The sequence below is a fragment of the Nocardia sp. GCM10030253 genome, from assembly GCF_042675075.1.
Taxonomy (GTDB): Bacteria; Actinomycetota; Actinomycetes; order Mycobacteriales; family Mycobacteriaceae; genus Nocardia.
In genome coordinates this window covers 435,525-449,016 of sequence record NZ_JBHTDL010000007.1, presented here as the reverse complement: position 1 = coordinate 449,016, position 13,492 = coordinate 435,525, and the positions used below count along the sequence as shown (strand labels likewise).

General features: G+C 66.5%; 13 protein-coding genes. 7 read left to right on the top strand and 6 right to left on the bottom strand.

All coding sequences use genetic code 11. From position 1 onward, the window contains the following. Window positions 1-70: 70 nt before the first annotated feature. The 4 genes from ACFQZZ_RS18075 to ACFQZZ_RS18060 are packed head-to-tail and all read right to left on the bottom strand — an operon-like array spanning window position 71 to window position 4,145. A complete protein-coding gene (locus ACFQZZ_RS18075; RefSeq protein WP_378681579.1) occupies window positions 71-889 on the bottom strand; it encodes an SDR family NAD(P)-dependent oxidoreductase in 819 nt (272 codons plus the stop codon). 16 nt (window positions 890-905) lie between these two features. Further along, window positions 906-1,637, bottom strand: a complete 732-nt coding sequence (locus ACFQZZ_RS18070; protein WP_378681576.1) for a glucose 1-dehydrogenase — start codon at window positions 1,635-1,637, stop codon at window positions 906-908. A gap of 54 nt (window positions 1,638-1,691) precedes the next feature. Continuing rightward, window positions 1,692-3,368 (bottom strand): 3-oxosteroid 1-dehydrogenase, encoded by a 1,677-nt coding sequence (gene kstD / locus ACFQZZ_RS18065; RefSeq protein WP_378681573.1) that lies wholly within the window; start codon window positions 3,366-3,368, stop codon window positions 1,692-1,694. A gap of 27 nt (window positions 3,369-3,395) precedes the next feature. Then, complete coding sequence (locus ACFQZZ_RS18060; protein ID WP_378681901.1) at window positions 3,396-4,145, bottom strand: glucose 1-dehydrogenase; 750 nt, start codon at window positions 4,143-4,145, stop codon at window positions 3,396-3,398. Window positions 4,146-4,298: 153 nt separating this feature from the next. On the opposite strand from ACFQZZ_RS18060, the gene ACFQZZ_RS18055 reads away from it, so the two are divergent. The 4 genes from ACFQZZ_RS18055 to ACFQZZ_RS18040 are packed head-to-tail and all read left to right on the top strand — an operon-like array spanning window position 4,299 to window position 7,628. Beyond that, on the top strand, window positions 4,299-5,426 hold the full coding sequence (locus ACFQZZ_RS18055; RefSeq protein WP_378681571.1) for an LLM class flavin-dependent oxidoreductase: 1,128 nt from the start codon (window positions 4,299-4,301) through the stop codon (window positions 5,424-5,426). 27 nt (window positions 5,427-5,453) lie between these two features. Then, complete coding sequence (locus tag ACFQZZ_RS18050; RefSeq protein WP_378681568.1) at window positions 5,454-6,239, top strand: glucose 1-dehydrogenase; 786 nt, start codon at window positions 5,454-5,456, stop codon at window positions 6,237-6,239. 10 nt (window positions 6,240-6,249) lie between these two features. Continuing rightward, window positions 6,250-7,263: an alpha/beta hydrolase fold domain-containing protein gene (locus tag ACFQZZ_RS18045; protein WP_378681566.1), complete on the top strand. Its 1,014-nt coding sequence runs from the start codon at window positions 6,250-6,252 to the stop codon at window positions 7,261-7,263. Then, on the top strand, window positions 7,260-7,628 hold the full coding sequence (locus ACFQZZ_RS18040) for a VOC family protein (RefSeq protein WP_378681563.1): 369 nt from the start codon (window positions 7,260-7,262) through the stop codon (window positions 7,626-7,628). Before ACFQZZ_RS18045 ends, ACFQZZ_RS18040 begins: the two co-directional genes overlap by 4 nt. Before the next feature lie 107 nt (window positions 7,629-7,735). On the opposite strand, the gene ACFQZZ_RS18035 is transcribed toward ACFQZZ_RS18040, so the two are convergent. Further along, window positions 7,736-8,332 (bottom strand): TetR/AcrR family transcriptional regulator, encoded by a 597-nt coding sequence (locus ACFQZZ_RS18035; RefSeq protein ID WP_378681560.1) that lies wholly within the window; start codon window positions 8,330-8,332, stop codon window positions 7,736-7,738. Window positions 8,333-8,439: 107 nt separating this feature from the next. On the opposite strand from ACFQZZ_RS18035, the gene ACFQZZ_RS18030 reads away from it, so the two are divergent. The 3 genes from ACFQZZ_RS18030 (at window position 8,440) to ACFQZZ_RS18020 (ending at window position 12,118) form a co-directional block, all read left to right on the top strand. After that, on the top strand, window positions 8,440-8,841 hold the full coding sequence (locus tag ACFQZZ_RS18030) for a nuclear transport factor 2 family protein (RefSeq protein WP_378681557.1): 402 nt from the start codon (window positions 8,440-8,442) through the stop codon (window positions 8,839-8,841). Window positions 8,842-9,032: 191 nt separating this feature from the next. Further along, window positions 9,033-11,126 (top strand): TRAP transporter permease, encoded by a 2,094-nt coding sequence (locus ACFQZZ_RS18025; RefSeq protein WP_378681554.1) that lies wholly within the window; start codon window positions 9,033-9,035, stop codon window positions 11,124-11,126. Next, window positions 11,123-12,118, top strand: a complete 996-nt coding sequence (locus tag ACFQZZ_RS18020; RefSeq protein WP_378681552.1) for a TAXI family TRAP transporter solute-binding subunit — start codon at window positions 11,123-11,125, stop codon at window positions 12,116-12,118. The genes ACFQZZ_RS18025 and ACFQZZ_RS18020 overlap by 4 nt, the downstream gene beginning before the upstream one ends. Window positions 12,119-12,138: 20 nt before the next feature. Here the strand turns inward: ACFQZZ_RS18020 and ACFQZZ_RS18015 are convergent, their stop codons facing one another. Continuing rightward, the gene (locus ACFQZZ_RS18015; protein ID WP_378681549.1) at window positions 12,139-13,434 is read right to left on the bottom strand and encodes a serine/threonine-protein kinase; all 1,296 of its coding nucleotides are present in this window, start codon (window positions 13,432-13,434) and stop codon (window positions 12,139-12,141) included. Window positions 13,435-13,492: the final 58 nt, after the last annotated feature.

The following is a 13,492-nucleotide window of genomic DNA, read 5'->3' as shown; positions in this document are numbered from 1 at the left end:
ACTTCCGGGGACAACGGAGTTCTCATGCATGTCCATATCCACGAGCCGGCGCCGCCGCGCTCGACTGACGTTACGAGACTTCCTTCTTCATCTGAGCGGTGATGATGCGCTGGTAGCCGGAGCCGAAAATTCTTGGCAGCAGATCGATGACGCGAGCATCGGCGCCGATAAGGATCTTGGCCTTGTCCTTGCGGATGCCGCGCAGGATGGTGGTGGCGGCGGATTCGGGAGTGGTTTTCGCCAGCTTGTCGAAGTTCGCGGCGAGCGCGTCGCGGTCGCGATCGCCGCCCGCCCGAGCCTTCCAGGCGATTTCGGTCTTGATCATGCCGGGGTGCACGCTGCTCACCCCCACCGGGTAGCCCGCGATCTTCATTTCCTGGCGCAGGGCATCGGTGAAGCCGCGGATACCGAATTTCGTTGCGTTGTAAGCGCCTTGGCTCGGGCAGGCGGCAAGGCCGAACATGCTGGAGACATTGGCGATGTGGCCGTCACCGGAGGCGATGACCTGCGGCAGAAAGGCTTTGGTGCCGTACATCACGCCCCAGAAGTTGATGTTGACGATCCACTCGAAGTCCTCCCAGCTCAGCTCCTCGACATTGGCGGTGAGCGAGACGCCCGCATTGTTGACCACGAGATTGGCTGGGCCGAAGTCGGACTGGACCTCATCGGCGTGCTGGTAGAACGCGGCGCGGTCGGTCACGTCGAGCTTGTAGGCGCGAGCCTTGGCGCCCGCCTGCTCACACAGTGCGGCTGTCTCGGTGACATTGGCCAGATTTCGGCCGGACAACGCCAGTTTCGCGCCATTGCGGGCCAGTTCCACCGCAAGGGCACGCCCGATGCCCGCGCCCGCGCCGGTGATGACGGCGACCTTGTCCTGAAAGTTCTTCACAGGGTTTGTCCTTGCTTCATTTGGTGGTGTAGCCGCCGTCGGCGACGAATTCGGAGCCGGTGCAGTAACTTGCCTCGTCGGAGATCAGGAACAACACCAGGCTCGCCAGCTCGTCCGGTGCGGCCGCACGAGGCAGCGGCAGGTCGTGCACCATCGAGTTGGAGCGCTCGGAGGTCGCGGTCATCTCGGTGGCGACGACGCCGGGATGCACGGAATTGACCCGGATTCCGTCGACGCCGAACTCTTGGGCCGCGGCCTTCGTCATACCGCGCACCGCCCACTTGGAGGCCACATAGCCGAGGATGTTGCTGAAGGCGATGATGCCGCCGATCGAGGAGATATTCACGATCGAGCCGCCACCGGCCCGACGCATCGACGCGACAACGGCTTTCATGCCGAGGAAGACCCCGACCTGGTTCACGTCGATCACCCGGCGGTAGTCGGCCTCGGCCAGCTTCTCGATAGGGTCGACGTGCACGATGCCCGCATTGTTGATCAGGCCGGAGACCGGGCCGAAGGCGCGTTCGGCCGCGGTGACGGCGGCGTTCCACGCGGCTTCGTCGGTGACATCGAGTGGGACGAACAGTGCACGCTCACCGAGCTCGGCGGCGACCGCCTCGCCCTCGTCGACCAGGACATCCGCCACGACGACGGCGGCGCCTTCGGCGACGAGACGGCGGGCGAATGCGGCGCCCATCCCGCGCGCCCCACCCGACACGATCACGGTCTTGCCACTCACTCTGTCCACGTCATGCTCCTGTTCTGCGGAATCGGCCGGGTAGGTCGACTGCTATCTGTGACATCAGGCGGTCTTCGGCTCGAGGTCGGCCAGATGGTTGGCGGCGATGTAGCCGAACACCATGGCCGGGCCGATCGTCGCGCCGGCACCGGCGTAGCTGTTGCCCATCACGGCGGCCGAATTGTTGCCCGCCGCATAGAGTCCCGAGATCGCGGCGCCGTCGGCGCGCAGCACCCGGGAGTGCTCGTCGGTGACGAGACCGCCCTTGGTGCCGAGGTCGCCGGGGACCATTTCGACCGCGTAGAACGGACCCTGGTCGATCGGGGCGAGACACGGGTTCGGCGTGACGGTGGGGTCGCCGTAGTAGCGGTCGTAGGCGGATTCGCCGCGATGGAAGTCCTCGTCACGACCCGCGCGCGCAAATCCGTTGAACCGGTCGACGGTTGCGGCCAGTGCGTCGGCAGGCACGCCGATCTTGTCGGCCAGTTCGGCGAGGGTATCGGCCTTCTTGATGATCCCGGCGTCGTAATACTTCTGCGGGATGGCCTGTTTCGGGAAGGTGCCGAGGAACAGGTACCTGTCGCGGAAGCGCTGGTCCATGATGAAGTGCGCGGGGACGTGGCCGACGCCCTTGGCGTGCTGCTCGTACATGGTGTGCACCACGTCCACATAGCTGGCCGATTCGTTGGTGAAGCGCTCGCCCGCGTCGTTGACCATGATGGCGCCGGGCTGGGAGCGTTCGGCCAGGCAGAAGAACGGCGGACCGTCCGGGTTGCGGACCGAAGGTCCCCACCAGGCATCGTCCATCAGATCCAGTGCGCCACCGACATTTTCACCGGCGCGAATGCCCTCGCCGACATTCTCGGTAGCGCCGACGGTCCAGTCGGTGCTCACCGGTCCGGTGAAGAACTGCTGTCGCATCTCGAGGTTGTGCTCGAAGCCGCCTGCGGCGAGCACGACACCGCGCCGGGCCCGAATGGTGATCGGCACACCGTCGCGCTCGGCACGCACGCCGACGACCGTGCCGTCGTCGGTGATCAGCTCGGTGAGCGGCGTATTCAGCCACACCGGCACGTTCGCATCCCGCAGCGCCAGCCAGAGCCGGGCCACCAGGGCCTTGCCGAGACTCAGCGGTAGCCGCCCGCGCAGCTTGTTCAGCACCGCCTGTACCCCGACCTTCATGGCGGTGCGCTTGCCCTTCCAGGTTCGCGCGATCATATTGAGGTCGTGGAAGTCGCTGACGGTGAACGCGATTCCCTTGGGGCCGGACATGGTCGGCCGGTTGATCTTGTCCAGGTCGTCGCCGAGCAGCCGACCGTCGACGATCGCCGGTTCGATGCTGCGTCCCTGCGCCAGTCCACCGGGCAGCTCCGGGTGATAGTCGGAATAGCCCCGGTCGTAAACGAACTGGAGGTGGCCGGTGCGCGTGCCGAGGTAGGTCATCATGCGCGGACCGTTGTCCAGGAACGCGTCCTGCTTCTCCTGCGGAACCCGGTCGCCGACCACGGATTTCAGGTAGACGCGGGCCAAGTCCGGGCTGTCGGGGACACCCTCACGCACCAGTACCGGATTGTTGGGGATCCACACGCCGCCGCCGGAGCGGGCGGTGGAACCGCCGAAGCTGCTGCTCTTTTCGATCAGCACCACCGACAGTCCGCGATACGCGGCGGTCAGCGCCGCGGTCATGCCCGCGGCACCCGAACCAACAACCACGACGTCGTACCCGTGTTCCTCGGACATCGCCACCTCCTTGTCGTTCACGTTTGATCAGTAACCCGCGCCGGTGAGCATGCCGCCGTCGACGACGATCTCGGTGCCGGTGCAGTAGCTCGCGCCTTCCGACGCCAGGTACACCGCGGCCTCGGAGACCTCCTCGGGCTGGCCCCAGCGTGAAATCGGCAGTCCGGCGAAGAATTTGCTGCCGTCGACGCCGGAGCCCGCGGCCGCCGTCATCGGTGTGGCGATGCCGCCGGGGTGAATCGAATTGACCCGGATCCCGTGCTTGCCGAGCTCGCGCGCGGCCGACTTCGTCAGGCCACGAATCGCGAATTTGCTTGCACTGTAGGCAGATAGGTTCGCGGCGCCGATGAAACCCTCGACCGAGGAGATGTTCACGATCGAGCCACCGCCTGCCGCGGTCAGTGCGGGTGTCGCCGTCTTGATGCCCAGCCACGCGCCGGTGACGTTCACGGTCATGATGGTGGTGAAATCGGCAAGGCTCATCTCGGCGATCGGCTGGAATCGCAGGATTCCCGCATTGTTGACCAGCACGTCGAGCTTGCCGTATTTCGCCAGCGCCGTGGCCACCGCGGCAGTCCAGTCCGCTTCGCTGGTCACGTCGTGGTGCACATAGTGGCAGTCGGCTCCGATCTCGGATTCGAGCTGCTTGCCCTCCGTGTCGAGCACATCACCGAACACCACCCGCGCACCCTCGGCGACGAAGCGGCGGACGTGCTCGGCGCCCATCCCGCGTGCGCCACCGGTGATCAGTGCGACCTTGCCATCGAGTCGACCCACTTGGCCCAATCCTTTCTCCAGCGTCACCTCCGAACGCTAGGGGTGCGACAGTGGCGCGAGCCCGCACAGTCCCATCCACCGAGACATGCACCTGACCTCCACGAGAGCATCGGAAATATTTCTACTAGGCATATTGAGAAGTGGAGGCAATGCATGAAGTTCTCGATGATCTTCGAGGCACAAATGACCAACCCGTCTGCCGATCACGAACGGCAGGTGTTGCGCGACTGCGTCGAGCAGGCGGTGCTGGCCGAGGAGATGGGTTTCGACACCGTCTGGGCGGTCGAGCATCACGGGTTGAAGTGGTATGCGCACATGAGCGCCCCGGAGATCTTCCTGACCTGGGTGGCCGCGCGCACCGAACGGATCCGCATCGGCCACGGCGTGGTGTGCATGCCGTTCAACTTCAACCATCCGGTGCGGGCCGCCGAGCGCGCGGCCATGCTCGACGTGCTGTCCAACGGGCGGGTGAACCTCGGCGCGGGCCGCGGCGCCACCCCGCAGGAGACCTCCATGTGCGGCGTCGACCCCGATCGCACCTACCAGGAGGTGGAGGAGTCGCTGCGGATCATCGGCAAGGCGTGGCAGGACCCCGAAGGCGAGTTCGAGTGGCACGGTGAGCTCCTCGATATCGACCCGCACCCGATGCTGCCGCGCCCGGTCCAGCTGCCGCATCCGCCGCTTTTCATGGCGTGCACCAAGAAGGACACGCTGAAGCTGGCCGCCGATTACGGAATCGGTGCGCTGGTACTGGGTTTCGCGGGTGTGGAGGAGATCGCCGAGCTGCGCCGCACCTACGATGCGGCCATCGCGGCGCGCACTGGGGAGAAGTTCGTCTCCACTGTCGTCAATGACCACTTCGCCGCGCTGTGCCCGACCATCGTCCTCGACGATCGGGAGCAGGCCCAGCAGATCGGTGCACGCGGCCAGCGCTTCTTCGCCCAGTCCATCAAGCACTGGTACGGCGCGGGCCCGGTCCCGGATGAAGCCGTCGACCCTACCGTCGACGAGGTGGCCAAGATCAAGCAGGCCGCCGACGATCACGTCGCCTACCTGCACGAAGCCAAGATCCCGGTGAAGGCAGGCGCCACTTCGGTTTTCAATGCCGAACACGCCTACGGCAGCCCCGAGGACGCGATCGCCTACGTCGAGCGGCTCCAGGCGGCGGGCGCCGACGAAATCCTCTGCCTGATCCAGATGGGCACCGTGCCGCAGGAAGCGTGCCTGGAAACCATCCGGCACTGGGGCGAAAAGGTCATCCCGCATTTCCGCAAGGGCTGAGGCCGCTCGATTAGCAAGGAGCTCGATATGACCGATCTGACCGGCAAGGTAGTCCTGATCACCGGCGCTGCCCGAGGCCAGGGTGCGGAAGAAGCGCGCCTCGTCGCCGCATCCGGTGGCAGCGTCGTGCTGACCGACGTTTTGGAACCCGAGGGCAAAGAGATTGCCGAATCCATCGGTGACGCCGCACGTTTCGTTCGTCACGATGTGAGCAGCGCGTCCGATTGGGCTGCTGCCGTCGAGACCGCGGCGCGCGAGTTCGGGCGGCTCGATGTGCTGGTGAACAATGCGGCCATCTATACCGCCAAGCCGCTCACCGACACCACCGCCGAGGAGCTGGAACGCATTCTGCGGATCAACCTCATCGGCTCCTTCCTCGGGATGCAGGCGGTCATCGAGCCGATGCGTGCCGCGGGCGGCGGATCCATCATCAATATTTCGTCGCAGGCCGGATTGCAGGGACTGATGGGGCATTCCGCGTACGGCGCGTCGAAATGGGGCTTGCGTGGACTGACCAAGACGGCCGCGCTAGAGCTCGGCCCGCTCGGTATTCGGGTGAACTCGGTGCATCCGGGGCCGATCGCCACCCCGATGATCGGGCACCTCGGCTTGAGCACCGGGCCGGGCAGCTTCCCTTCGCTGCCACTGGGGCGAGTCGGTCTGCCGAGCGAGGTGGCGGATCTGGTGGCGTTCCTCGCCTCCGATGCATCGGCCTTCATCACCGGTGCCGAACTGGCCATCGATGGGGGACTATCCGCGGGACAGTTCATTCCGCCGGGTGCGATGCCGGGTGTCGCCGCGGGCGAGGCGTGAGGATCGGGAGATGCCGCTGAAACCCGAAGCGCAGGTGATCGTCGACCTGGCTACCGCATCGTTTCCCCGGTTGGGCACCGAAATTCAGGACGCCACCGAGGCGCGCCGCATCCTCGCGGCGCGCCCGGCGGCCGCCGTCGAACCGATCCCGGTCGGGCAGGTCGAGGAGCGCCTGGTCCCAGGCCCCGTGGGCGCGCCGGACGTCCGAGTGCGGATCTACCGGCCTGCGATACCGCCGCGCGAGACGGCCTCGTCGGTGACCGATGCGGAATCAGACCTGATCGGTGCCGCTGACACGACCACACAGTTGCCCGTCGTGGTCTTCTTCCACGGTGGCGGGTTCGTGATCTGCAGCCTCGACAGCCACGACCAGTTGTGTCGGTCCATGGCCAACGGCGTCGGTGCGATCGTGGTGTCCGTCGACTACCGGCAGGCGCCCGAGCATCGGTTCCCGGCTGCCGCCGAGGATGCCTACGCTGCCCTGAAATGGGCCGCTGAACATGCGGGTTCGATCGGCGGCGACCCGGCCACGGTCGCGGTCGCCGGTGACAGCTCCGGCGGAAACCTTGCCGCCGCAGCGACATTGATGGCCAGAGACCGCAACGGCCCCACCGTCGTCTTCCAGCTCCTGGTCTATCCGATGCTCGACCCGGCCAGAAACACGGTGTCCTACCGGGACAATGCACGCGGATACTTCGTCACTGACGACCATTTGCGGTGGTACTGGGAGCAATACCTGGGATCCGACGGCGACGCCGACCATCCCTACGCCGCACCGCTGCGCGCATCCGACATGTCCGGACTGCCACCGGCGCACATCGTGACCGCGGAGTTCGACCCGCTGCGCGACGAGGGCGAAGAATACGGCGTGCGACTTCAGGAGTCCGGTGTGCACGCCGAAGTGATCCGCTACGACGGCCAGTTCCATGGATTCTTCAGCATGGCCGACACCCTGTCCGACGCTAAGGAAGCCGCCAGCGCTGCCTTCTCCGCACTCCGCCGAGCCTTGGAAGCCAACCGATGACAGTAGAACGCCTCGGCACTATCTTCCCCGCCGACAACCTGACCGCCGCGATCGACCTGCTCACCGCGGTATTCGGCACGACGGCGACATTCGTCGACAGCGACCGTTGGGCACAGTTCGACATCGGCCCGACCCGAGTCATGCTCGCGGGCGCCGACCGGGAAGGCGACACCCCGTCCTTGGCCGCAAAGGTCGCCGACCTGGACGCCACCCTCGCCCGACTGCGCGTCGCGGGCTTCACCGCCGCCGACCCGGTCACCGGACCGCACGAACGCCGTACCTCCGTCCGCCCAACTCCCGAATCCCCCTGGGCGGTAGTGCTGTACGAGCCCATCCCCGCCGTCGCCAACCAGCACACGCCGTAACACGTTCCGTTGCTCGTCGGTGAGTGGCACATGGCCGCGGAGTTTCCGTCATGGGCTCTCGATGGTGTGCCACTCACGCGGGATCGAGTGACGGTGGGTCGCGGTGATCAGGGCTGCGATGGGTCGGGGCGCAGCCCGTTGAGGAGCAGTGTCAGAAGGCGGTCTGCCTGGGCGGTGGGGTCTTGCGCGTCCTGAGCCGCCCAGGCGATCGCGCCGACCATTCGAAGCACGTCTGTGTCCTGGGCGGATGCGGTGACAGTGCCTGACTGCCTGGCACGGTCCAGTAATGCTGCCCCCACGGCGAATGTCTCTGCGTGCCAGGCGGATACCAGCTCGTCGCCGCCGTCGATCGCGGAATTCATGACCGCGGCGGAGAGGCCGCGGAAGGTGAGTGCGTGGTTGATCGCGGCGCGAAGCCACGTGGCAAGAGCTACAGCGGTATCCGGCTCGTCCATCAGGCTGCGGCCCAGCTCGGCGAGTTCGGTGACACGTTCGCCCAAAACGGCTTCGATCAAGTCCAGGCGGGTCGGGAAGTGACGATAAAGGGTTCCGCTGGCGACGCCCGCCCGACGGGCGATGTCGTCGAGGGATGCGTCTACGCCATGCTCGGCGAAGGCGATTCGGGCCTGGTCGAGCAGTCGCTCGTAGTTGCGCCTTGCGTCGGCGCGCATCGGCCGCGCTGCGCCGGAAGGTGTTTCGCGCATTGCCGTCGCCGCCTCCCTTGCTAACCGGGGACACGGTCCGTTACTGTGTCGGATAACCGGACTATGCCTCATCTTATGGCACGAGCGAGGCGGCAGGAGGTCGTCACATGACGCTGTCGGCACAGGACAGGATCGAGATCACCGACTTGATCGCGCGGCACGGTCATCTCATGGACGCCGGGGAGTTCGATCGCATGGATGAGCTGTTCACGGCCGGAATCATCTATGAACTGAGCGACTTCGGCCTCGGCGAACTGCGCGGGATCCCAGCATTGCGCGACGCCGCGATCAGGCTGGGCGATGCGAACCCGGTGGGTCATCACATCACCAATGTCGTCATCGCCGACGCGGACGGTGACTCGGTGCGGGTGCAATCCAAGGGCATCGGCATCCACGCCGACGGAACCAGTCGCAGCGTCGGGTACGACGATGTGGTCGTCCGTGACGGCGGCGGCTGGCGAATCTCGTATCGGAAGGTGATCGCCCGACGGGCACCGCTCGGTGCCTGAGCGGCACGAGGCCGCGAAGGGCAATGTTGGCACCCGAGTTGCTCCGCCGGGCAAGACCGCTCTTGGAGCGTGCCGCACAGCCGATTCTGCGGAAGTACCGGGCACAGCACGGAATTCTCGGCGCGCTGTGAATTGCCGCCCCGGATTTCAATAGCTGCATACGGACGGTCGTGCGTTGATAGTGTCGCGCCATGTCGGAGAGGCAGGGCGCTGATCTAGGTACGGCGCTGCCGAAAGATAGCGGTGGGGGCGCCGTCGATGAGTTGGGCGGCGCGCGGCGCCGACCGCACGACGATCCGGTCGGCGATCAGCCGCCGAAGATCGAAGTCGACGACGAGGAGCGCCCGGCGCGGGTACTGACGGGTCGGCCCGAGCGGTTGGTGGCCTCCGTAGCGTTCGTAGTGGCGATTCTGGTGCTGTGGCAGGTGTTTCGGCCGCTGCCGCAGGGTAGCCAGTACTACCTGGTGGTGTTCCTGAGCGGGACGTTGCCGTTGGTATTCATCGCCTATCGGTCCGGAGTGCGGTGGCTGGATCGGGGGGACGGGCCCGGGGTGCTCGACTGGGTATTGGCCGCGGTGACGCTGGTGGTGTGCCTGTACCCGTTGTTGCCGATGACGATCGGCTCGGGTGGCGGTGGCTACAACGCTTTCCTGGACCGGCAGGGACAGTTCGATCCGGTCGATGTCGGCATGGGCTCGGTGCTGCTTGTCCTGGTGCTGGAGGCGTGCAGGCGCACGACCGGGTGGGTGCTGCCGGTGGTGTGCCTGGTGTTCGTCGGTTACGGCTACTACGGCGGATTTCTACCGCAGCAGTGGACTATCGCGCACGCGGGGTTGGATTTCGGGCAGATCATCGACGCGCTGTACAACTCGGGCAGCGGGTTCTACGGCACGCCATTGGATGTCGCGGCCACCTACATCGTGCTGTTCACGCTCTACGGCGCGGTCCTGGAATTCTCCGGCGCCGCACAGTTCTTCGTCGACCTGTCGGTGGCCGCGTTCCGCCGCTCACGTGGCGCGGCGGGCCGGACCACTGTCGCTTCGGGATTCCTGCTCGGCACGGTCTCGGGATCGGGCACCGCGACGGCGGTGACCGTCGGCGCGGTCACCTGGCCGATCCTGCGGAAGGCCGGCTATCCGCCGGAACAGGCGGGCGGCATGCTCGCCGCGGCCGGCGTCGGCGCGATCTTGTCGCCCCCGACACTCGGTGTCGCGGCGTTCATTGTCGCCGAATATCTGGACGTCTCCTATGTGACGGTGTTGGGCTGGGCGCTGATCCCAACGGTCCTGTACTACCTGGGAATTCTGCTCGCTGTCGAGATCGACGCCCGTCGGTTGGGGACCAGGCCGGTGGAGATCGGCGGCGCGTCCGCGTGGCGGCTGCTCGCGCGGTTCGGCTACCACTTCCTGTCCTTGATCGCGATCGTGGTGCTGCTGTTGATCGGTGTGAGCGCGACTCGGGCCGTCGTCTACGCCACCGCGCTCGCTTTCGCACTCGCCTTCCTCGATGCGCGCACCCGCGCGTCGGCGAGTTCGCCGCGCAAGGTATTCCAGGCGCTGGGCAGCGGGGTGCGTTCGGCGCTGCCGGTGGTCGCGGTGTGCACGTCGGCCGGTGTGATCACAGCGATGACCACGAAGACCGGCCTCGGTGCGCAACTGGCCTCCCTGCTGGTGCGCGTGGCAAAGACGGTGTCGGACAACCACACCGTGGTGCTGGCGTGCACGGTCGTGCTCGCGGCTGTCGCACTGGCCGTGCTCGGCCTGGCGGTACCGGTGACGGCGTCGTTCATCATCGGCTGGGCGATCATCGGCCCTGCGCTGCTCGCGCTGGAAGTGCCTGCCCCGGCCGCGGCGATGTTCGTCTTCTACTACTCGGTGCTTTCCGAAGTAACCCCGCCGACCGCGCTCGCGGCAGTGGGAGCGGCGGCGATCACCGGGGCACGCACTGTGCCGACCATGTGGCAGGCGCTGAAATACGCGCTGCCGGCGTTCCTGGTGCCGATCGTGTTCGTGCTCAGCGGTCCCGGTGAATATCTGCTCGGGCGCGGGCCGCTGCTCGGCGTGCTGTGGACGACGGTGGCCGCCTGTGTCGGTGTCGCGGCCTTGGCGGCGGCGACCGGCGGCTGGATCCTCGGTGTCGGCCCGGCGCGACCGGTTGCGCGGGTGTTGGCCGGGCTCGGCGGGCTCGCACTGTTGTACCTGGAGCCCGGCGCGCTCATCGCCGGGGTGGCCGCGCTGACTGTGGCGGTCGGGATCACCCTGCTCTCTCGAAGGAGAACGACATGAGAAGAGTCGCAATAGGTTTCGCTGTCGCGGTGGTGGCAGCCGGATTGCTCGCAGGCTGCGGGGGACGGCGCGACGCGCCACAGACCGATGCGGGCGGTGCGGTGACCTGTGAGGTGAAACAGGAGACCCGTGTCGGTATCGCGACCGGAAACGCGACCGGCGTCTACTTCGCGCTCGGCAACGCGTACGCCGAACAGATCTCGCAGGCCACCGGCGGCACGGTGAAGGCGACCGCCGCGGAGACCGGCGCTTCGGTGCAGAACATCCAGCAGCTGGTCGCAGGCACGTATCAGGTGGCGTTCTCGCTTGCCGACACCGCCGCAGACGCGGTCCTCGGCGCTGCCAGCTTCGAAGGGAAACGGCAACCGGTACAGGCTCTTTCGCGGCTCTACCCGAACTACACCCAGGTGATCATCCGGACCGGAGCCGGGATCGGCACGCTCGCCGACCTGCGCGGCAAGCGGGTCTCCACCGGATCACCCAAGTCCGGCACCGAGGTGATCGCCCAGCGGGTGCTGCAGGCCGCCGGACTCAACCCCGACACCGACATCTCGGCTCAGCGCCTCGATCTCACCAAGACCGTCGACGGTATGAAGGACGGCTCGATCGACGCCATGTTCTTCTCCGGCGGCCTGCCGACCCCCGGCATCACCGACCTGTTCACCTCGGCCAAGGACAAGGTGCGCTTCCTCGATATCGCCGATCTGGCGGGCAGCATGCGCACGTCCAACCCGGTGTACGAAGAGGGCACCATCCCCGCCGCCACCTACGGTCTGCCCGCGGACGTGAAAACCATCGTCGTTCCGAACGTCCTGCTGGTCCGTGACGACCTCGACGCCAACCTCGCGTGCGTCCTCACCAAGACCCTCTTCGATCGCAAAACCCAACTGGAACAAGCCAACTCGGCCGCCAAGGGCATCAATCGCGACGCCGCGCCGTTGACCGCACCCGTCACGCTGCACCGAGGGGCCGCCGAAGCGTTGACCAAGTAACCGGTGTGGATCGGCGGTCGCTACCGGTTTTTCGGCAGCTCGATGCTCGATGCTTGCTGGTCTCGCCAATCCTTCAGCTCACGGAGGCTGATCGAAATCGGGAAGACGGCGAGTGCGAGCATCGCCAAACCCACCAGCGCACCTATGGTCGGGCCGACGAAGCGCGCTGCGCCGGATACTGCGCTCGAATCGGTGAGCATCGTGTTCGCCGCTATCGCGATGACCGTCACGCCGGGCACCAGGAAGAGGAGCCCGGCCACGAGCCAGAGTGCTGCCGCTCCCAGCGGTTTGATGGCTCGACGGTGGGCAGCGGGAGTGTCCGGCCGCGCTGTCTCGATGTGGCTTATGGGAGCGCGCTCGGTCGAGATCTCCTGCGGTGGATCCGGTGTCGAATGGCCGTCGGCCAGCTGCGGCGCGGGCAGTGTCGCCGCGGTGTCCACCGATTCGGGCCTGCCGTGGTCGTCGATCTGCGGTGGAGGCTGATCCGTCGCGGCAGCCCGAAGCATGGCGCGAGCTCGGTCGATAGTTGGTCGGTCGCCGGGGTCGCGGGCCAGTAGCGCGGTGATGACGGTCGACAAGGGTTCGTCGCAGTCGGGGGTCGGCGGGTCCTGGTAAATGATGGCCTGCAGCGTCTGTGCGGTGGACTCGCGCTCGAATGGACTGCTGCCGGTCGCGGCGCGGTACAGGGTCGCGCCCAGTGCCCAGTAATCGACAGCGGGGGTAATGGGCCCGGAGGCGAACCGTTCTGGGGCCATGTAGGACACGGTGCCGAGGGCGCCCCATTGGGTCAGTCGGGGATCGGTGGCGGCTCGGGCGATGCCGAAATCGAGGAGTTTGACCTGGCCGTTGGGCAATACCAAGACGTTGCCCGGTTTGACGTCTCGGTGCACGACGTCCAGGGCATGCGCGGCCTCCAACGCATCGAGAATCTGCAACCCGATCTCGGCGACCTCGCGGCTCGGCATCTTCCCGTACACCCTGATCAACCGCTCCAGCGTCGGCGCTGCCACCAACTCCATGATCAGATAGACCGCGTCGTCGTCCGGACCTGCGGGAATCACGTCGTAGAGCGCAACGACTCCCGGATGACTTATCCGGCCGACATTGCGCGCCTCGGCCAGGGCCCTGGCCATGAATACGTCTCGCTCCTCATCCCCGAACTCATCGGCAGGCGCCCTGATCTCCTTGACCGCCACCTGCCGACCGATCACTTCATCGGTCGCGGCCCACACCACACCCATGCCGCCGCGTCCGAGAACCCCCGTCAGTCGGTACCGGCCGGCTACCAGTCGATCGGAAGACGTCTCTTGTGACATGTGAATCCCCACAACCACTGTTGATAGCGCACCGCGCCCCACGGTTGGCCATACGGCA